This window comes from Rhodopirellula sp. MGV (assembly GCF_002251265.1).
In the GTDB taxonomy this organism is placed as follows: domain Bacteria; phylum Planctomycetota; class Planctomycetia; order Pirellulales; family Pirellulaceae; genus Stieleria; species Stieleria baltica_A.
The window spans coordinates 23,564-43,666 of record NZ_NPDI01000051.1; the positions used below are offsets into that span (position 1 = coordinate 23,564).

Consider the following 20,103-nt stretch of genomic DNA (forward strand, 5'->3'; position numbering starts at 1 on the left):
GTAGAGTGAAGCAGACTTCGGCGGTCGACGGGATTGCTGGCGAGATCGGGATGGCCAATCCGATTGATTTGCCGGAACGCGAAGTGTTTTTGAATCTGGCTCGAACTTATTCGGTGTTGAGCGATCAGGTGCATGCGCTGATCAAGCAGCATGGTCTTTCGGCGCCGCAGTACAACGCCCTGCGGATCCTGCGGGGACATGGGAAGCCGGTCTCGATATACCAAATCGGCGAGCAGATGGTGACGCGGCAGCCGGACATGCCAAGGTTGATCGAACGGCTGGAGAAACAAGGGTTCGCGTCACGGGAACGTTGCGAAACAGACCGGCGAGTCGTTTGGGTTTCGCTGACGAAGAAGGGCAAGTCGGTGCTGAAGCAGATCGATGCGCCGTTGGATGAGCTGCACCGCGATCAGTTGCAACACCTGAGTGAGAAGCAGATGAAGACGCTAAGTCAATTGCTGGTGAAGGCTCGTCGGCCGGAAGGGTGAAGCGGTAGTGGATCTTGTTAAAGATCCGGTGGTTAAGACGAAGGATGTTTAACAACATCCACTACGGGGAACTGCAGCTATTGGTAGTGGATCTTGTTAAAGATCCGGCAGTCGGTTCCGTCTTTCAATTTTCAATTTGCACTGTTCATTTTGCAATTTGCAATCCACCGTTTGTGTTCTGCGGCGGATGGGCCAAGACAGGGATGTTTAACAACATCCACTACTGAAGTCTTGCACGAAGGATGTTTAACAACATCCACTACGGGTGGTTGGTGAACATTGTGGTTTCGTTTTGTGTCGTTCCGATTTGAATCCGCTCACTAGGAACTGCCATGACATTTGATGACGATACAATCCGCGACAACGATTGCGAGCCTGGGCCCGAAGTCACTCCTCGATTATTTCGCCAATGGCAAGCGGCGCGACGGGGTTCGCGGATGGCCGAAGAAATGACCAATCCGGTTTGGGCCTGGTTGTTCCGCGGTCGTATCGATCCTTATCACGCGAACGAGCGATACAAGTCGTGGCTCAAAAAGCGTTTCGGCCAAGTCGACTATCCGAGCGAGCCACGATGGGCAGGTTGCCGGCTCGGGAGAACAAGGACCGAGCTTTCCGATGGCCGAGTGTTCTGGATTGCAGGTGAGCACGAAGATTTTTACGACCCAGATTTCTTCATCTATAACGATCTGATTGTTGAGCACGCAGACGGGACGGTGCGAATCTATGGGTATCCAGTATCTGTTTTTTGCCCGACCGATTTTCATACCGCGACGTTGATCCATGACGAGAAAACAGTCTTGTTGATCGGGAGCATTGGTTATTCAGATGAACGGGAGATTGGGCATACGCCGTTGTATGCTCTCGATACAGAAACGCTCGCGGTCAAAGCGGTCGACGCGACAGGCGATTCGCCGGGATGGATCAATAGCCACCACGCGACGTTGGTCGATAGCGGTTCCGCGATCCTGGTTTCTGGTGGCAAGGTGATGACGGACGACGGATTCTTGGAAAACATCGATGAGTGGTCGCTCTCGCTCGACAGCTTTTCCTGGACCCGCTTAACACAGCGAAAATGGATTCGATTCCTTGTCAGTCGGACGGATCAAGCGGGATTGCACCTTTGGCAGTACGAAATGCGATCGTTCGCGTTCAATCATCCTGGTGTTGGTTTCGATCAGTTCGATGAGTTGGCGGAAGAACTTGGCGCGGAGCCGAACATGGAGGCGTTCGGTGAACTCTATCGTCCGCCGGTACCTTTCCAAGCGATGAAGAAATCGGCAAGCGACGATGACGATGAATGGAGAACGACTCGGATCAATGTCGACGGCCTGACCATTCGATACGTTCACGATGTGGACACTGTCGCGGTGACGGTCGAGGGTGATTTGCCGAAATCAATGAGCGATTTGATCGCGATGGATTTGAGAAAGAAGCTTGCGCTAGTGGAAAACGCCGAATGTCAGATCAAGTGGATCGAGTAGTTGAGATGTGATGGGAGGAGGCGGAGGATGTTTAACAACATCCACTACGGGGAACTGCAGCTATTGGTAGTGGATCTTGTTAAAGATCCGGCAGTCGGTTCCGTCTTTCAATTTTCAATTTGCATTGTTCATTTTGCAATCCACCGGTTTGGTTTGCAGGGAGTCGTGCGTTGAAGTTGAATCGCCGATTGTGCAAGTCGTCTGAAGCGGGAATGGTGAGGGATGTTTAACAACATCCACTACGACGAGGGGCTGCTGCAGGTAGTGGATCTTGTCAAAGATCCGGCAGGCGGTTCTGTCTTTCAGTTTTCAATTTGCATTGTTCATTTTGCAATTTGCAATCCACCGGTTTGGTTTGCAGGGCGTCGCGCGTTGAAGTTGATTCGCCGATTGTGCAAGTCGTCTGAAGCGGGAATGGTGAGGGATGTTTAACAACATCCACTACGAAGAGGGGCTGCTGCCGGTAGTGGATCTTGTTAAAGATCCGGGGACCAGGTGAGGGACGATTGACATCATCACTACGGGGAGATGGGGTTGGAGTGTGGGGTGTTTGACAACGTCTGCTGCGGTCGATGTAGAATCTGCCTTGTTGTCGTACATCGGTGTTTGGAGGAGATTTTGATGCGTGTTGCGTTGTTCGTTGGATTGCTAATTGGATGTGTGGGGTCAGTGCAGGCGGGGCTGACGAAGCGGCAGGCCGAGGCAGTGATCGATGGATTATGGGAATCGTACTCGAACGTGGAAACCGATTCTCGGCAGGAAGAAATCGAGAGCGGCGAGATAAGGCTTGGCGATCATACGATGCCATTTTGGTACAAGGTGTTCGGCCAGAAACCGGAAGGTGGACGGAGTCTGTACATTTCGATGCATGGTGGTGGCGCGACGGCACCGCCGGTGAACGATCGCCAATACGAGAATCAAAAGCGGTTGTACGAGCCTGCCGAGGGTGTTTACTTTGTCCCGAGAGCGCCCACCAATACGTGGAACTTGTGGCACGAATCGCATATCGATGATTTCTTTCAGCGGATCATCGAGAACATGGTGTTGCTGGAGGACGTGAACCCCAATCGTGTTTACATCATGGGGTACTCGGCCGGCGGCGACGGCGTGTACCAGCTCGCGCCGCGGATGGCAGACCGCTGGGCGGCGGCGGCGATGATGGCGGGACATCCCAACGAGACGACGGCGGAGGGGCTGCGCAATCTGCCGTTTACGATCCACATGGGGCAGCGTGACGCGGCATATGACCGCAACAAGATCGCGGCCGAGTGGAAAACGAAACTCGCAGCGCTGCATGCTCAGGATCCCGGCGGCTACGTCAACGAAGTTACGATTCACGAGGGACTCGGTCACTGGGTCAATCGTAAAGACGCGGTAGCTGTTCCGTGGATGTCGAAATTCACTCGTCAGCCGTTTCCCGAGTTGGTGGTCTGGAAACAAGACGACCGGACACACAATCGGTTCTACTGGCTTGCCGTTGACGACGAGCACGCGAAAGCCGGGGCGATTGTCCGTGTTCGACGAGAAGGTCAAACGTTCGAGATCCAACACAGCGACGTCAGTGAGCTAGCGATTCGCGTGAATGATGACATGATCGATTTCGACAAGAACGTCGTCGTGACATATCGTGACAAGGTTCTCTTCGACGGAAAGCTCGAACGACAGCAATTGGTGATTGAAAAGACGTTCAACGAGCGGCACGATTTGAAGAGCGTTTTCAGTGCGGAGCTTCGCGTGGTGATTCCGCAGTAGCCGGAAAGCGGAGCAGAAAACGTGAACTGCATCGTCTTTGGCTCAGCTGGGGGGTGAGTTGAGGGCCGGTGCATGGATAGGCCTTTCAGGTGATTTGCTGCCCGACTATTATTCTGGTAGTCAAGCAACACCAGCTCTTGGAAGGTTCTAAACGTGAATCGCACTCGCGATGGCGAAGCGTCCCAACCAACGTCTTCTGGCGGAAGCTCCAGTTCCGGCCACGACGCGGGTGACTTCTCGGTGTTGCCGTTTTCGCGATTGCGGCATTTTGAGTTGTTGCGCGTGCTGTCGAGCGGCGGCATGGGAGTCGTCTATGTTGCGCGAGATTCGAACACGGGGCAGTTGATCGCGCTCAAGCTGGTCCGACAAACGGCCGCAAATCAGCGACGTCGTGAACTGCGACTTCAGCGGGAGTCTCGTGCGGTCAAGGCGTTGAAGCATCCGCATATCGTCCCCATCATCGATTTCGGTATCGAGTCTGGTGTCGTCTTTCTTGCGATGCAAATGATTGATGGAATCGCGCTTGATTGCGTGATTGAAGCCCTGCGACTTGATGGTGAGTTGGATGCGAGCGGCAAGACGACGCAGGAACTGCCTCAGCCCGATGGAATTGATACGTTGAGCGGAGACGAGGATTGGGGGACGACTCCGCTGACGGACAGTTCGGCGAGTTTGTGTGTCTCGGGTTTCCGCCATGAAAACTTTTTCCAGCTGATCGCCGAACGGTTGGCTGACATTGCGGACGCGGTGCACAGCGCGCATGGGTCTGGCATCGTGCATCGCGACGTGAAGCCATCGAATATCTTGTTGGATATCGACGGGAAGGCTTGGCTGACAGATTTTGGGTTAGCATCGTTCGAAGAAGAACTGACTGAACTGACGCAAACCGGTGAATTGATTGGCACACCGGCTTATATGAGTCCCGAGCAGGCGAGCGGCCGGGGTGACCAGATCACACACCTGTCGGACGTTTATAGTCTCGGCGCGACGCTGTACGAATTGGCAACGCTTCAAAAACCGTTTTTGGGTGACCGTCAGCAAATTCTGCAAGCGATCCTTGACGGTAGATTTTTGCGACCATCAAAAGTCAGAATCGATTTGCCGAAACAGCTTGAGGCGATCATTTGCAGGGCGATGGCGCTTGAGCCTCATGAACGCTATGCAAGTGCGTCCGAATTCGCGCAGGACCTGCGTGACTTTGCCAAAGGGTTGCGGATTCAAGCGACATTGCCGACACCGCTACAAAAAGCGTTGCGATGGTGCGAACGAAACAACGCCAAAGCCGCAGCCATTTTGGCGATGATCATCTTTTGCATCGTGGTGGCGTTTGGGGTCCAGTCGTACCATTCTTGGTCGGTCGGGCAATTGAATGCTGAGTTAAGCGAGGCAAACGAAGAGCTGATCATTACGTACGAAAAGCTAGACGCGAGCCAACGTCGGTTGCAGCGTGAATTACATGTGGCGGACTTGAGGTCGGCGTTCGCGGCATTCAACGAACGCGACGTTCAGACGGCAGACGAGCAACTAAAAACGATCGCCCAAACGGATGGTGCGGTCAGTCTCTTGGGGACACCTTATCGGTTTCTGGAACCGTTTGTTCGCGGCGATCAGTCCCGTACGATTAGCGAACATCGCGGTGCGGCAACTCAATTGGCGCTTTCATCCGACGGGCGGTTTGTGATTTCGGCAGGGCATGATGGTGTCGTGCGTCAACACGATTTGGACGGACGTGAAATCCGAACCTTTCCGTTGGGCGGCAAGCTGGATTCGCTCACACTGTGCAGCGACGAGAGTTTTCTGACAGGCGTCAACGGTTTGGAAGGCGGCAACCGAGTCCGGCAATTGTCGTTGGAGTCGGACACCGATATTGCGACCGCTGTCAGTCAACGCAACAGCGTGGAATCCGTAGCGGTTTCGCCGAGCGGACGTTGGTATGCGTCGGCCGATCGCTATGGTGAAATCTTCGTTTTCGATGCCGACGGAATTAGGGCACGTTGGGAATCCGAATCGCGGAACGAGTCGCTCGCATTTTTAAACGACGATCAGATGCTGGGAATTTTTGATTTGGCGGATGGGGCACGAAATCTCTATCTGTGGGACATCGTGTCGAATCAGAAGGAGCACATCAATACCAACTACAATTGCGAGTACTTCGCTCTCGCGCGGCCAAATGGAGTGGAAGCTCCCGTCCGAATCCTAGCGGCGGCGTCAGATCACGTCGCCTTATTGACTTGGCCTGAGCGTGAGGTCATCGCGGCACGCGAGAAGATTGGCGGACGCATTCGCTGCGTTGATATCACCAGCGATGGAAACCGAATCGCCATCGGAACCGACCAAGGTACCGTGCTCACCTGGGATGTCAGCCAACCGCCAGAAGACGGCAAGCTTCCATTGCCGAGAGTCGTCGACGCATGCAAAGAACGGATCACTGACATCGAACTGTTCGACGAACCCGAGTCAGAAGAGAATGGTTCGGAATCGGGTACCGTAGAGTTTGTGACGAGTTCAGAAAGCGGGGCGGTAAAGTGTTGGACCCTTCGACAGAAAAATCCGTTGGTGAAGTTGGATATCAAGGATTCCAATCCGCAGCGGTTACTCAGGCCATTTCGCGAGGGCTCGAAAGCGACGAAAATTTACCTGCCCTGTTTGAGCGGAAAGCTGTTTTGCCTTGATGTTGAATCGCTAGGCATCGAATTGGTTTGTGAAATTCGGGACGGCTTTTTCGGATCCGGAGTTCACGCGGGTAACCGGTTCTACATCCCGATTTCGCGTGGTGTTGCCGAAATCGATGCGGTCACTGGAACACTGAAACGGCAATTCAATGTTTCGGTTCAGGACGAGTTTTGTAAAGGCTTGGTGCGATGTAAAAACAAGCTGGTGGGGGCTTGGGGGAACAAACTCGCTGTCTTCGATTTGGATCGTTGGACACTTGATGGGATTGAAGAATTAAGTGACGAATCGGCGCGGAATCTGGTCGTGTTTCCTGACGAAACAGGAGTCATCGTTCAAACTGAGAAGAATATCTTCCGCTGGCAGGACGGTCAGACGCAATTGTGGAAACAGGCCGAAACCGCTGGGAACAGCTTTTTGGAGGTCGCGTTCTCGGGTGATGGCAAGTCGATCGCACTGCTTCGTGAGCAAGGGATCGACATCTGTGATTTGAACGATTCAAGCGAAATCGTCATCGTCGGTTCCATGCAACGCGGGTCGTCGATTCATTTCATCGACGATGACTCCAAGCTACTGGTGACTTACACCGACGGGGCTGTTCGATTTTTGGATCTCGCTTCGCTGAGAGAAATCGGTCGATTCGAAAACACCTTTTGCTCTTGCGACTTCGTCATGCCATGTTTGAATTTTGATCGACTGATCAGTTTTCATTCCGCCGGGGATGTTGCGTGTTGGTATTTGTCAAACCCTGAGATTGCTTTGACGCAGTCTCAATAAGTTTGAAGCGGCAAGCAGCAGGTTGATTTCCCGATTGGCTCTCGCCCAATCTCGTCTTTTGCGAAGCGAAAGGTGACACTGGTAGATCAACTGTTCGCTACGGCTTGCACACGCTATCGATCTTGTCTTGTATCGTTTGTTGCCGGTCCGTGCGGGTGCCGACTTTGATACTGGTGGTGATTCGCGGCGCACCCATTTCGTGAACGCGTTCGTGGCAGCGTTTGATCGCGGCAAACACGGCGTCCCAGTCACCTTCGATGTTGGTCCCGTAGGCGTGAAGCTGATGTTTTAAGCCGGCTTCTTCCAGCACCGTTTGGCATTCGGCGACGTACTTGCTGACCGACACGCCAACACCCATTGGCACGACACATAGATCGACGATGACGTTCATTTTGGTTGTGACTTGCTGGGTTGGTGATGCTCGGCGGCGAGTTGTTGGAGCGCGGCTTCGGTGATTTGGTCGGTGTAGTGATTCAATTTCCAGTGGCTGGGGGACCAGCCGGACAGAAAGCGACAAAAGTCAGCCCACGCGAGCGGATAAAGCTCACGCCATTCGCGTTCCAAGGCCGCAAAATCGAGCTCGATGCTGCGAATTGATAGGGCATCGCGGAGCTGGCGAAAGTACAGGTCCAGCAACCGGTCTTGTTGTTCGGCAGCTTCGTCATCGTTTAGGCAGCTGCTGATGAAGTACGCGACATCCTTCATCCCGCAGCCTCGACCGACGTATTGGAAGTCGACGGCGGCGACTTGGTCACGATCCTGATCGGAGAAGCAAAAGTTGGCTAGCTTTGCGTCGCCATGGACCAGCGATTGGAATCTGGCACCGTTCAATCGCCCGTCCAGCTGCTTTGCCGATTGCTTGAGCGGACCCGATGGCATCGCGGCATATTCATCCGGACGTGTCTCCAGATGCCAATACGTTCCCACGGGCCAAAGGCCCTTTGCCGGATCACCGAGAAACGTCGCATGGAAGTTTGCCAGCCATGATAAACAGGCTTGGATGTCTTGTCGGTCGACGTGACTTTTGCGGCGGTCAAAGCCGATCGCGTCCAGGTCTTGCAGCACGATCACCCAGCCGCTTTCGTCCGCTTTTTCTTCCGCGGCGATGAACGCGGGGATTTGGCACGTGCGGTCACATCGATTGGAAAAGCACTCGTAAAACGTCTTCTCGACGTGATACGAGCGGACTTTGCGTTGATGCGATGTATCGCCGCCCCAGCCACGGCGGTTGGAACGTGCACGCGACAAGTCGATGTGTTTGATGACGACATCGCGTGCAGCATCGTTTTCGCTGACCAGCGTTGCTCGCTGGATCACCCCATACCCGCTCCACAAACTTTGGATCACCTCGCCAAGTTCGACGGACTTGGCACCGGTGATGTTACAAACGAGATCGGAGAGCGGGTTCATCAATGGCGAGCGAGTTAGTTCTCGGGTTCGAATTCCAGCTCGCCACCGACGATGGGCAGGCTGAGCTGAGTTTGTTGCAGATCGATCGTCAACTCGGTACCTGGTGTGGGATGCAGGGTGAAGTCACGGTCGCTGGACATGATCATCAATCCGATCTGCTGGCCTTTGGCGATGACTTGGTCATCCGGTTGCAGGTCGAATTCCATGTCATAGTACTGGCCGGGCACGAGTGGCTCGGATTCGCGGATGGATTTGATGTTTTGGGGGTCGGCCCAACCGCGTGTGATGATGTTGTCGGTGATCTTAGCACGTCGATCGGTATTCCACGGCAACGACACCAACCAAACGCTCAAGTTTGCGGCGGGGCGATCGCATGCGAGACGCAGTTTGATGCGTGGAGCTCCGGACAGGTGCGTATCCTTGGCAAGTTTTGGTGTGGTGTAAATCAGGCGGTGTTCGGTGAACTCGGCTTGTGCCAACGCGTCACCAGAGAATGAAAAGTTATCGACAAGCGTTTCGGTGCTTGGCTGGTCGATCGGCGTCGTTTGCAGTTTTCCTTGTTGCGGTGCGCCGGCGACGGGATAAACGACCACGTCTTCGGCATCGGGGTTAGGGTAATCTGCGTATTCAGTCGGTTTGCCACGGTCGTCGTTTTCACGAACGATCCATGCTTTCGAACCGTTGGGGACACCGTTGTCGACGTCGAACAAGTAGTGCGTGAACCAACGATTCATCATGTCGATCGGCGGTGGTCCACCGTGGCCGCCTTGGTGCATGAACAATTGCGTTTCGATGCCGTTCTTTTGCAACGCTTGGTAAATACGAATGCTGTGTTCGGGGACGACGTTCCAGTCATTGAACGCGTGGGCCATCAGCACGGCTGCTTTCACACCATCGATTCGGTTCAAGTAATCTCGGGTGTACCAGAAATCGTTGTAGTCACCGGTCGCACGGTCTTGGTTGCCGTGCATCAGTTCGTCGCGAACGTTGCAATCGCAGTATTCTTGGATGGCTTCGTCGCCACCGCTGTGGATGAAGTCGTACAGGATGTCGATGTCTTCGCCGAGGTACCCGCCGGGGTGACGGACCAAGCCGTTGGATCGGTAGTAGTGATAGTACGACGTGTTGGGGGCGACAGGGATGATCACTTCAAGGCCTTCGACGCCTGTGGTGGCCGCGGCCAACGGAATCGTGCCGTTGTAACTGGTCCCGGTCATGCCGACTTTTCCAGAGCACCAGTACGCTTCGACCGGTTCGCCACCGACGGGTTCGGTGAAACCCTTGCCGCGTCCGCAGAGCCAGTCGATGACGGCCTTGGGTGCGAGGGCTTCGGGGTCACCGCCGACGGTTGGGCAGCCTTGTGAAAGGCCGGTGCCTGGAGCACTGGAGTGGACCACGACGTAGCCGCGTGGCAGCCAGTCGCTGATGTGCCGTTTCGAAATGATCGGGCGAGTACCTTCGCGTTCGATGTCGGGAGCCGCAGAACGATTGGGTGGTGGGTCACCCAATTCTTGGCGAACGTCCCAAAAATAGTCGTCGTTTCCGGTGGTGCCCGCAAAGTAGGGGCTGGAGTTATAGACCACGGGAAGTTTCAGCGACTGGGTATCGGTTTGTCGCGGGCGTGTGACCGCGACGTGCATGCGGTCGAGTTTTCCGTCGCCGTCTGTATCAAACTCGGTTTCCACCCACAGGTCATGCCGAATCCAGTAGTCGGAATCTTCCAGTTCTTTGATGACCTGTGCTTCGCCGTCTTTAATGACCGGGATCTTGACTTCAGCTCCCCATAACGGCGAGTGCACGAAGATTAGGAACGCGATCAGGGGTGAAGCGAGTCGATTCATTGTTGCGGTTACCAAAGTGAAATCGTTGCGAGACCTGCCCAGCTTAGTCACGCCGATAAACGCACTTCAAGCGACCGCCCCATCAGGAGGCTGTATCGAGAGACGTGAATTCCGTGAGGCTGTAACTGAGCGGTTATTCCTGCCAGTATTGTTTGGCGGGGAAGTCCATCCACTTTACGAAAAACGCCCGCGGCGGAGGGATCCGGCGCGGGCGTTTCATGAATTGACGATTCGTGTTACAGCAGGTTCATGACTCGATCGGCGAGGCCTTTTTCGCCCAGTACGATGTTCAAGTTCCCGCTGGTTGCGATCGTTTGCAGGACTTCCAATTCTCGCAAACGCATCAACGTTGGGTTATCAGCGAGCAGCTTTGCGGTGTTCGCTTGGCTGCGGATCGCTGCGGTTTCTTCGCAACGGGCGATCAAGTTGGCTTCGGCGGCTTTCTTGGCCTCGGTCACCTTGTTCATCAAATCCTTCATGTCGCCTGGCAGGATCACATCGCGAATTCCCACCGAACGGACATCCAGACCGAGGGCTTCTGCGGCGTCGCGGATGCTTTGCTGCAGTTCTTCGGTCAAGTCATCTTTACCGGCCAAGAATGCGTCCAGGTCACGTACACCAACGGCACCGCGAAGTGCCAATTGGGCTTCACGGTAAAGCGATTGGCGGACGTCGGTCGAACGGCTTACCGCACGACGCGCGTCTTTGATCGCATACGTGATAATCGCGTTCATGCGGAGCGTCACCTTGTCGGCCGTCATGATTTCCTGGCCGCTGATATCGACTTGCGATTCACGCAGGTCCAGTTCCACGACCAATGCATCGGCCGCTTCGCGCCAAAACGCGTACAGGCCTGGACCCAATTCGCCGGCGAATCGTCCGTCCAGGAATAGCACACCGATGTGATCACGATTGATCGTGCAGATGTCCAACAAGCGTGCCGCATCGTTGGAGCGGGCAATCGCGGCAAGGCTCTTGTGTTCGAAACGCGCGTTCTCGATCGTGACCGTTTCGATACGGACATCACGAACGTCATTCCAGTAAACGTACAAGCCAGGTCCCAGGACGCGATCAAATCGGCCATCGATCCAAACGAGAGCACGCTGGTGGTCTTTCAAGTCGACCACTTCTGCATGCCCTTGCAAGGCACCTGATTTGACGATCACGTCCAACTGGTCATCGATCAGTTGTGGTTCACGTTTGCTGACGACGCGTACGCGAACATTTCCGAATCCCGTGACGATGAAGTGCTTCCCTGGTTTGATCAGGCCGGTGAATTCGCCATCGCGGAATCGCAGGCCGACTTCATAGCTGCGTACATTGATTTTTTTAAACATGATTGATTCCGTCGATCCTTAGAAAAATTGGCCTTTGGGCAAACGATCGTTCGCAGTCATCACATCGAACATTCGCGGAAGGACACTGCAAAGGTTGTCTGCATCGCGGGCGTCGACCGGCTTCGTCGTAAGGACGCACGTCACCCGAAGGCAGCGGCGTAGCTTGAAACGAACGTTCCGTCTGTGCCCGGGTTGCTCGAACGTTTGGCTTGTGAGCTTGCAAGGCGATGTTTGGTGTCGCCAACGACAAGGTTGCCACGATTGCGGCTGTGTTGTCGTTGGCTGATGCCGCAAGGCAACCGAATGCCCGCCAGCTTCATGTGGGCGCCCCGTTCGTTGGAACATTGGACGCCAAGCGTTGGTGCGTGACGGGATTCGAACCCGTGACCGTCAGAACGTTCGTCTGATGCTCTATCCACTGAGCTACTTCGTCCGATGTTCGTGTAGAACCCGTTGCACGGAACAAGGAATGCCAAACGCAGCGAAGCGTGGCAAACCGTGCCGCCGGAACCCCATCGGCCGATCGCACCGTAGTGACACTTTCGAAGAAACGCGGTTCGCATTGGTTTCGCATCGAGTGTTCAAATTTCGCCAAGCAATTGACCATGATCGCTTGAGTGATCCCCTATAACGATGCACGAGTCCGGATGCGGTATGATCCGTGTTTGGTTCATTCACTTTGTCGTAAGGCGGCGATCATGGGGTTGCAAAAGATGGGGCTGGATGTTGTCACGGTTTCAGACCAGCAAGCTTGGGAGCTATTGCCTGAGCCGGTTTCAAGGGTTTCCCAAGCGTTGCCACTTTGGGCACGAATGTTGGCAACCGATCTTCCCAAAAGTACTGCAGCTCTCCTGCAGCTTGATTTTGCGCAGCGAACGGCGAGTCCTGTGGATCCGGTCTTGCGAGCCGCGATGCGTTGGACGGCGGCAGATGCCAATCAATGTCACTACGCCAAGACGGTCGCCGAAAATGATGCGTTGGAAGCGGGGATCAGTCCGCAGACGCTTGAGGAATTGCGCTCGGGCGACCTGACTGGCTGGGCGGTTGGTGATCGGTCCGCGATTTCGTTTGCTAGGCAGATGAGTCTTGATAGTGCTGGGACGAGCGATGCCCAATTTGGTGAATTGGTCAGGTATTTTGGGGAGCGTCAGGCTGCATCAATGGTTTTGTTGATGGCATACGCCAACTTTCAAGATCGTATGTTGCGTTGCCTGGGTATCGCGGATCGGGTGGAGCCTGCTCCTTTGAAACCTGTCGAGGTCAGGTTCGATTCGGAAAGTTTGCAAGTTCATTCGCCAACGTCGTTGGATGGTGCAAGCGATGTCGATGATCGAGGCTTGGAAGTCGAACCGGTCGAGGTCGGTGCGGACTGGTTGGGAGTCGGCTATGAGGTTTTGCAAGATCGCCTGCAACAGCAAAGAGAACGTCCGACACGTCTACCGATTCCAGATTGGGAGACTTGTGCGAGTCAGCTTCCCGAAGGGTTGATGCCGCGACCGAGTGAGATTGTTTGGTATCGAATCGTGTTCGGCTATGCGCCCGAACTGGCGGTGCCATTCGAAATTTACATGCGGACATCGGGGGCCGAGACTCGGCCGCACTACGACCGGATTCTGGGCGGAAGCTTGTTCTGGATCGTCACCCGTTCGGTGAACTGTCCCTACTGCATGGGGCATTGTGAGATGAACTGGGAAGTTGCCGGAATGGATAGTGGGCAGATTGCCGAGCACAGTCGCCGGTTAGCCGAGGACTGGTCATCATTTTCGCCGCAATATCAACATGCGTTTGCGTTCGGACGCAAGCTTTCCGATACACCGTGGCTTGTTGATAAAAGCGACACAAAGGAATTGCGACGTCAGTTTGGGCACAAGCTCGCATTGGCGATCTGTATGCAGACCAGTCGGTACCACTATATGGTTCGGATTTCTAACGGATTTCAATTGACGTTGGAAAACGAAAACGTGTTTTACGATTATTGGAACCAAGTTCGACCAAGTGCGAGATCTGCTGATGATTTGACAGTCGAGTTGCCATCGGATGAGGAAGCCTGGAGACTTCTTCCCGAAGCGATTTCAGGGGCAGGGCAGCCACTGCCCAACTGGGCCAAGGCGGTCGCAACGCAGCTACCAAGAACTGCGGCTGCGATGCTGTCGCTTGACGCCGTTCATCGACTGAACAGTCCGATCGATGCGACGCTTCTCGCGAAACAACGCTGGGTGATTGCGAATGCGAATCGTTGCGATTATTCCAAGGCAGTCGCGTTGTCAGACCTGCGTGCGGCCGGGGCAAGTGAACAAGCAGTCGAAATCCTAGTCGGCGATCCGTTGTGTTGGCCCGAATCTGATCAACGACCGCTCGAGTTTGCGCGTTTGTTGACGTTGGCAGCACCGACGATCCCAGATTCGCTGTTTTCAGAGTTGCGGGCGGAATATGGCGATCAGCAAGTCGCGGCGATGGTGTTGTTGGCCGCGTATGGAAATTTTCAAGATCGGATACTGCATGGCCTGAACTGTCCTGTTGAAGAGACAGGTCCGTTGCCGCCATTGGAGATCGAGTTCGTTCCCGGAGCTTTGAGGCAATCAGCGATCATGCCGGAGGAAAACGGGAACGATGATTATGACCCGGACGGGGTGCCGGTGGTGACCGTTGATGAGGCTTGGGGAGCGGTCAGCTATGACGAACTACAACGCCGGCTGGACGAACAACGTAGTCGTACGGCACGACTGCCGATTCCAAGTTGGGAAGAAGTCAAAGCAAAGTTACCTGCAGAGATGCAAGCCAACCCAACACGGATCGTGTGGAGTCTGGTGAACTATGGGTATGCGCCTGAGTTGGCGATAGCTTGGACGACCACAACACGTACGCACTGGGACGAATGCCCCGGGGAGCGAATTTTGGAGGAGAGTTTGTTTTGGGTGCAGACGCGCGCGGTCGAGTGCAACTACTGCATGGGCCATTGCGAGATGTTGCTCGACGTTGCCGGATTGGACCAAGATTCGATCGCAAAGCGGACGCGTTTGCTGTCCGGCACGGATTGGTCGATGTTTCCGCCATCCCAGCAAAGGGCGTTCGCTTTTGCCAAGAAGCTGACTTCGGCACCATGGGAGATCACAGCGGCTGACTATCGAGAACTGGAAGACGACTATGGTCCGAAACAGTGGATGTCGCTGTTTTGGTGGCTGTGCCGGGGGCTCTATATGACTCGGATTTCGGACGGTTTTCAGTTGCCGTTGGAATCACAGAACGTCTTCCAGGTGTGATTCAACGAAGGCTGAATTGTCGGGCGGGAAATGATTCCGCAGGATGATGACGCATTAAGTTGACTGGGGGATGGCAATGAGGGACAATGTCACAGTCCCGTCGGTTCTGTTCCACGATCTTGTGCCAGTATGAATTTGGAGTCGTCATCGAAAAGGTACCTCTATGCGGTTGCGATCGCATGTTTGGTATCGATGGCGTCGACCCAAAATGCGTTCGCAAGTTGTGGTGATTGGCTTGCTGTCGATCATTCTGCTTCTGTAGCAAACGAAGTTCCCGCGGGTGATTTTCACATCGCATCGCCAATCGAACCAATTCCACGATGTGACGGGCCAACTTGTCGAAGCCAAGATCGACAACCGGTGCCCGCTCCCGCGACAACCGATGTTTGGAAGCTCAGGACCGACGTCGTCATCGCCGGTTTATCGCTTGCGACACCTGAATCCGAGCCTCGCTGTTTGATGGAATGGCAAAACGCGATGGCATTGGCAGGCTATCCCATCGCGGTCGAGCACCCACCACGCGGTTAAGCAAGTCTTCTTCCATGGCGCAGATGCTGTTGCGCCACACTCTGTAACCCTGTGATTCGCTGCATGCTAAGTGCTGCGCCGTGGAGGCAACGTCCACTGTGCTGCTTCTACTTTGCTTCCGCGATTGTACTGCGAAACGTTAGTCGTCATTTGGCGATTGCGTTTACCACATCGTTACGAAACTCATTGTGTTCCGCCGCGACACAGGCTGCTGTAACGCTGCATGCCGCTCGGCAATGGCTGCGCCGGAACGATCGGCCTGTTGATTTTTAAATTTGTACCGTCCCAATGTCGCCTTCTACGTCGCAAAAACAGCGGTAGAGAACGCTGCCTCCGGGGAGCGAAAGGCGACACACAAAAATTAACAGCCTGCCATCCATCCCCAGCCAATCTGACCTCGATTTTTCCCGAATAAACCGCTCATGTCATCAATCGTTTCCCCGATCTCTGCAGTCGATTTAACCCCACTTGGGATACCGCCAATCAATACGGTTGGTGATATCGCGAAGCTGCTGGAATGCTCGCCCGAGCAGATCGAATCGGCTTATGAAAATCAACGTATGCCCGAAATCGTGCGGATGGCACTTGCCATCTTGCGTGGTTCACAAATGGGGCCAAACGGCGGCTGGTTTGGCCCAGAGGAATCACGCTATTCTTGGCAGTGGTTGGCATCGTTGCACGGTCTTTCAGAATCTGATGCGATTGAGCGTGCTGCGTTTCAAGGAGATGAGTCCTGGTTCGAGATTCTGGATCGCGATCGGGACGGAAAGGTCACCGCCGAAGATTTGGATTGGTCCGATAGCAGTTTATGGGTTCAACAGACTTATCAGGCGAACCGACTGTTTCGGCGAATTGACAAGTCCGGTTCTGGCAAAGTCACACGCGAAGCCTGGCTTGCGTTCTTTGACCGAATGACCGGAGGCGATGAATCGTTTGGATTCGAAGCGTTTCGTGATTCCGTGCTCGGTAATTCGCCCGCGATGGCCATGCCCACCGATATGCCAACGCGAGAGATGCTGATCGATGGATTGTTGGCGGCAGAATTAGGGTCACCGTTTGAAGGTCCAAAGGTCGGCGACACAGCACCAGATTTTTGTCTGCAAACACATGACGGCGGTCAAACGATTCGGTTGTCAGAGATGATTGGCAGTCTCCCCGTCGTGCTGGTGTTTGGCAACTTTACCTGTGGGCCGTTTCGTTCGATGTTTACCGTGGCAGATGCGATCGCAAAGCAGTTCGATTCGCAAGCCAAGTTTGTAGGTGTCTACGTTCGTGAGGCTCATCCCGTCGATGGCTGGCGAATGGGATCCAACGATGCTGTTGGCATTGAAGTGACGCAACCACAGACGTATGACCAGCGCGTCGAGCACGCCTGTCGTTGTCGGAAATTACTCAATGCGTCGATGCCAATGTTGGTCGACGAGATCGATGACCCCACCGGTCACGCATACAGTGGGATGCCCGATCGGATGTATGTCATTGACCGTGACGGCAAAGTCGCCTTTAAAAGCGGACGTGGTCCGTTCGGATTCAAGACCGGCCAGATGGCCCAAGCACTCGTGATGGCATTGCTTGAGCAGTACACGTCGACGCAAACAAGTGGGGCGGGCAAATGATTCAGCAACAGAATAGCGGTCCGGGGCGAGTGATTTTCGCGGGTCTGCTTTGTTTGGCGATTGGCGTGGTCGCGGGAAGGTGGATGGCACGTCCGGCATCCAGCGAACAACGCGTTTGGGAAGAAGTCGACAACCTTCATCGAATCTATCTCGCGCCGAGCGGTTTCAACTTTGTCGAAACCAATAAGTCCTATGAGCGGCGTCTGATTTCGATCATTCACGACAGCTTGTTGCAGTACGATCCAGTCAAAGATCGCTTGGTCGCGGGGTTGGCGAAGACGCACGAGGTGTCGGCGGACGGATTGACGTGGACCTTTCATTTACGAGATGCGGCAACGCCTGACGGAACGAAGCTGCACGCCGACGACGTGGTGTTTTCTTTTAATTTGCATCTCGATACGCGGTTCGACTGCAAACAGCGTACGAATTTGATTGTCGGTGGTGAGCCCGTTAAGGTGACTGCGATTGATCCGATGACGGTTCAATTCGGACTGTCACAACCGTTTCACACGTTTGATTGGTCGGTATCTGGTGTCACGATTGTCCCTCGCGAAGTGTTCAAAGAGGTTTGTCAAACACCTCAGTCACTGCGTCAGGCGGTCGGTGTTCCAGAACCCGAGCCACAATTTGTCAAAGGGTTTGGTCCTTACTTTGTGGAGTCACAAGACACGCAGGAAATCCGGTTGTCGCGAAACGATCATTTTTGGAATCGGGGTGATGATCTTGCGCCGAGACCGCATCTGCCGAGAATCACGCTGACGAAGCGAACGGATGGAACGACATCGAATATTGATTTCTTGCATGACGACCGAAACGTGTATCGCTTGGTCGGTCCGCTGGAATCAAAGCAGCTTTCCCAGAACACGGATTTCGAAATCCTGGATTTGGGTGTTAGCGGTTGGTGTACTTTTTTCTGGGTCAATCAGAACCCACGTGTTCCATGGGCAGAAACCTACCCAGAGCGATTGAAGCTCTTTCAAAATGTGGCCTTTCGACGTGCGATCGCACATGCGATCGACCGGCACGCGATCATTCGCAGCGTGTACGAAGGATATGCCGAACCGCTATATGGTCCGGCATCGCCGGTCTATGGTTGGGTTGCTCCAAGTGAAGTGCTCGAAGACGTCACACCCGCGTTTGATCGGGATGCGGCATTACGTGAACTGGCAAAGCTGGATGTCGTTCCGGGCGAACCGGATGCCGACGGAAAACGTTGGCTGACCTACGAGGAATCTGGTGGACGGATTCCGTTGGAAATCGAAATTCGCACCTCCATCGATGAGGAGGATCGGCGACGGAAGACGGCTGAGGAATTGAAGTCGCAGCTTGAGCAAATCGGAATCCGTGTGAAGGTCGTCGAAGAACGATTTGGCGAAATCGCGATCCGCTTGGACAAGACGTACGACTACGAAGCGGCCGTCATGCTGCTTGGCGGGGCTCCCAACGCGACGACACTGAAGCACTTCTTTGAAAGTTCAGGTCCGATGCATTTTGTGAATCCCTATCAAGAATCACCCGCGACGGACTGGGAAAAGAAGGTCGACGAATTGTTTCAAGTTTACGCGACTTCACCGGATCCATCGGAACGTGATGAAGCGATGTTGGAATTGCAAAAGGTGTGGTCTTCGGCGCAGCCAGCATTCCATTTGGTCAACGATCGCAAACTGGTCGCCGTGCGCCGCGACTATGAAATCAACGGCATGGCGTTGACGGCCCGAGCGGACGACCCGATTTTCGAACGGACGGTGATCGAGAATATTCGCATCCGACATCTGGTCGCACCTGCAACGTCCGATGAGAAGGACGAGCCATGAGAGGGGTGAAGCGATTGGCGACCACGTTGTTGATTCTGATTTCGTTTGGGACGCTGAGTGTTACGTTTGCGTTTTATATCGTCAGCAGAACCGACGAACTTGCCGAAGAGCGGTTGCAAATGAGTGATGTGAAGCCGCCGCCACCGGAAGCCTTCAGCGAGCGTTATGCACGTTGGATCAAGACCGTTGTCAGTTCACGCTTCAGTGATTTTGGCCAATCGCGTACAGGGCCGGTAAAGAACATCGTCGCGAGTCGATTGCCGATCACGGCGACGATAGGAATGTCGAGCTGGCTGCTCGGGTGGACATGCGGATTGGGGCTAGCTGTCGGGCTGACGACTCGCTGGCGGCCCTGGGCCCAGTTTCATCAACAGAGACTCTATCCGATCGCCCATGCGGTTCCCTCGCTGGTTGTCGTGATTCTGTTTTATCTGGTGATGATTCAGTTTGATCCACACCCAAGTCGCCAACTTCGAACGGGCGTTGGGATTGCCAGCTTGGTTGTGTTGATGGTGCCAAGCACCACGGCGCTGTGGCTCAATGGGATTCAGCGAGTGCTGCAACAGGAGTACGTGCGTGTTGCGCGAGCACGTGGTATTTCATCGGTCACGGTTTGGCGACGCCATGTTCTTCCCAACGTCCTGGTGTCGTCCGGCGTCCTCACGCAGGCGGTATTCAGTCTTGCGGGATTGGTCGTCGGCTCGGCCTTTGTCGAAGGTGTGTTTCGTTTGGGTGGTGTCGCGGAAGCATTCATTGCGGCTGCGACACACGGACAGGCTGAGATGGCTGCTTTCGCAACGCTGCTGTATTTTTTGGTGTTGGCAGCAGGTGTGTTGATCGCGGAAGGCATCACTGTTTATCTGGATCCAGATGGGGCACAAAGCCATGCCAACTGGTAGTGTTCGACAAAGGTGTGGGCGATATACAGTGTGGGCGTTGTTGTTGATCACCGGCCTGGTTGTAGTCGTTCCCTCATCGTTCACCGCTCAGCCGAAGCGCGAAGCCAATAGCTTTGCACCACCGTCTTGGTATGACCGGACCGTACAGCACGAATGTGTGTTGGGAACTGATTATTTAGGGCGATCGTATGCGGCAGTGCTTGGCCGTGCGATCAGCGCCACGACTCGGG

15 protein-coding genes are annotated in these 20,103 nt (G+C 54.5%); 11 read left to right on the forward strand and 4 right to left on the reverse strand.

Annotated elements, in window-relative coordinates; translation table 11 throughout:
• The first annotated feature begins 83 nt into the window (after nt 1-83).
• The 4 genes from CGZ80_RS18465 (at nt 84) to CGZ80_RS18490 (ending at nt 7,168) form a co-directional block, all read left to right on the forward strand.
• Complete coding sequence (locus CGZ80_RS18465; RefSeq protein WP_158222767.1) at nt 84-488, forward strand: MarR family winged helix-turn-helix transcriptional regulator; 405 nt, start codon at nt 84-86, stop codon at nt 486-488.
• A gap of 332 nt (nt 489-820) precedes the next feature.
• The gene (locus tag CGZ80_RS18475; RefSeq protein ID WP_094417178.1) at nt 821-1,969 is read left to right on the forward strand and encodes a hypothetical protein; all 1,149 of its coding nucleotides are present in this window, start codon (nt 821-823) and stop codon (nt 1,967-1,969) included.
• Nucleotides 1,970-2,590: 621 nt separating this feature from the next.
• Nucleotides 2,591-3,721 carry a dienelactone hydrolase family protein gene (locus CGZ80_RS18485; RefSeq protein ID WP_094417182.1) on the forward strand — a complete coding sequence of 377 codons (1,131 nt, stop codon included), beginning with the start codon at nt 2,591-2,593 and terminating at the stop codon, nt 3,719-3,721.
• Nucleotides 3,722-3,874: 153 nt separating this feature from the next.
• Entirely contained in the window at nt 3,875-7,168 is a 3,294-nt protein-coding gene (locus tag CGZ80_RS18490; RefSeq protein ID WP_094417184.1) for a WD40 repeat domain-containing serine/threonine protein kinase, read from the forward strand.
• 97 nt (nt 7,169-7,265) lie between these two features.
• On the opposite strand, the gene CGZ80_RS18495 is transcribed toward CGZ80_RS18490, so the two are convergent.
• The 4 genes from CGZ80_RS18495 to CGZ80_RS18510 form a co-directional block, all read right to left on the reverse strand.
• Nucleotides 7,266-7,559: an MTH1187 family thiamine-binding protein gene (locus CGZ80_RS18495; RefSeq protein ID WP_094417186.1), complete on the reverse strand. Its 294-nt coding sequence runs from the start codon at nt 7,557-7,559 to the stop codon at nt 7,266-7,268.
• On the reverse strand, nt 7,556-8,578 hold the full coding sequence (locus CGZ80_RS18500) for an oxidoreductase family protein (RefSeq protein ID WP_094417188.1): 1,023 nt from the start codon (nt 8,576-8,578) through the stop codon (nt 7,556-7,558). The genes CGZ80_RS18495 and CGZ80_RS18500 overlap by 4 nt, the downstream gene beginning before the upstream one ends.
• 14 nt (nt 8,579-8,592) lie before the next feature.
• On the reverse strand, nt 8,593-10,419 hold the full coding sequence (locus CGZ80_RS18505) for a Xaa-Pro dipeptidyl-peptidase (protein ID WP_094417190.1): 1,827 nt from the start codon (nt 10,417-10,419) through the stop codon (nt 8,593-8,595).
• A gap of 236 nt (nt 10,420-10,655) precedes the next feature.
• Nucleotides 10,656-11,756, reverse strand: a complete 1,101-nt coding sequence (locus CGZ80_RS18510; protein WP_094417192.1) for a slipin family protein — start codon at nt 11,754-11,756, stop codon at nt 10,656-10,658.
• Between the two features lie 227 nt (nt 11,757-11,983).
• Between CGZ80_RS18510 and CGZ80_RS28720 the strand changes: the two genes are divergently transcribed.
• The 7 genes from CGZ80_RS28720 to CGZ80_RS28725 form a co-directional block, all read left to right on the forward strand.
• A complete protein-coding gene (locus CGZ80_RS28720) occupies nt 11,984-12,163 on the forward strand; it encodes a hypothetical protein (protein WP_233148514.1) in 180 nt (59 codons plus the stop codon).
• A 240-nt stretch (nt 12,164-12,403) separates the two neighbouring features.
• Nucleotides 12,404-15,016, forward strand: a complete 2,613-nt coding sequence (locus tag CGZ80_RS18525) for a hypothetical protein (protein WP_143544026.1) — start codon at nt 12,404-12,406, stop codon at nt 15,014-15,016.
• 129 nt (nt 15,017-15,145) lie between these two features.
• Complete coding sequence (locus CGZ80_RS18530) at nt 15,146-15,544, forward strand: hypothetical protein (RefSeq protein WP_094417198.1); 399 nt, start codon at nt 15,146-15,148, stop codon at nt 15,542-15,544.
• A 422-nt stretch (nt 15,545-15,966) separates the two neighbouring features.
• The gene (locus CGZ80_RS27680) at nt 15,967-17,160 is read left to right on the forward strand and encodes a deiodinase family protein (protein ID WP_103296291.1); all 1,194 of its coding nucleotides are present in this window, start codon (nt 15,967-15,969) and stop codon (nt 17,158-17,160) included.
• Nucleotides 17,157-18,974: an ABC transporter substrate-binding protein gene (locus CGZ80_RS18540; RefSeq protein WP_094417199.1), complete on the forward strand. Its 1,818-nt coding sequence runs from the start codon at nt 17,157-17,159 to the stop codon at nt 18,972-18,974. The genes CGZ80_RS27680 and CGZ80_RS18540 overlap by 4 nt, the downstream gene beginning before the upstream one ends.
• On the forward strand, nt 18,971-19,873 hold the full coding sequence (locus CGZ80_RS18545; RefSeq protein WP_094417200.1) for an ABC transporter permease subunit: 903 nt from the start codon (nt 18,971-18,973) through the stop codon (nt 19,871-19,873). Before CGZ80_RS18540 ends, CGZ80_RS18545 begins: the two co-directional genes overlap by 4 nt.
• 28 nt (nt 19,874-19,901) lie before the next feature.
• Nucleotides 19,902-20,103: hypothetical protein (locus CGZ80_RS28725; RefSeq protein WP_233148515.1), on the forward strand; the 202-nt coding region annotated here is incomplete at its 3' end.

What these genes read in the sequence shown, in the direction of transcription:
- CGZ80_RS18475 (WP_094417178.1), top strand. Translation starts at nt 821, where the DNA reads ATGACATTTGATGACGATACAATCCGCGACAACGATTGCGAGCCTGGG.
- CGZ80_RS18485 (WP_094417182.1), top strand. Translation starts at nt 2,591, where the DNA reads ATGCGTGTTGCGTTGTTCGTTGGATTGCTAATTGGATGTGTGGGGTCA.
- CGZ80_RS18495 (WP_094417186.1), bottom strand. Translation starts at nt 7,559, where the DNA reads ATGAACGTCATCGTCGATCTATGTGTCGTGCCAATGGGTGTTGGCGTG.
- CGZ80_RS18500 (WP_094417188.1), bottom strand. Translation starts at nt 8,578, where the DNA reads ATGAACCCGCTCTCCGATCTCGTTTGTAACATCACCGGTGCCAAGTCC.
- CGZ80_RS18505 (WP_094417190.1), bottom strand. Translation starts at nt 10,419, where the DNA reads ATGAATCGACTCGCTTCACCCCTGATCGCGTTCCTAATCTTCGTGCAC.
- CGZ80_RS18510 (WP_094417192.1), bottom strand. Translation starts at nt 11,756, where the DNA reads ATGTTTAAAAAAATCAATGTACGCAGCTATGAAGTCGGCCTGCGATTC.
- CGZ80_RS28720 (WP_233148514.1), top strand. Translation starts at nt 11,984, where the DNA reads ATGTTTGGTGTCGCCAACGACAAGGTTGCCACGATTGCGGCTGTGTTG.
- CGZ80_RS18525 (WP_143544026.1), top strand. Translation starts at nt 12,404, where the DNA reads ATGCGGTATGATCCGTGTTTGGTTCATTCACTTTGTCGTAAGGCGGCG.
- CGZ80_RS18530 (WP_094417198.1), top strand. Translation starts at nt 15,146, where the DNA reads ATGAATTTGGAGTCGTCATCGAAAAGGTACCTCTATGCGGTTGCGATC.
- CGZ80_RS27680 (WP_103296291.1), top strand. Translation starts at nt 15,967, where the DNA reads ATGTCATCAATCGTTTCCCCGATCTCTGCAGTCGATTTAACCCCACTT.
- CGZ80_RS18540 (WP_094417199.1), top strand. Translation starts at nt 17,157, where the DNA reads ATGATTCAGCAACAGAATAGCGGTCCGGGGCGAGTGATTTTCGCGGGT.
- CGZ80_RS18545 (WP_094417200.1), top strand. Translation starts at nt 18,971, where the DNA reads ATGAGAGGGGTGAAGCGATTGGCGACCACGTTGTTGATTCTGATTTCG.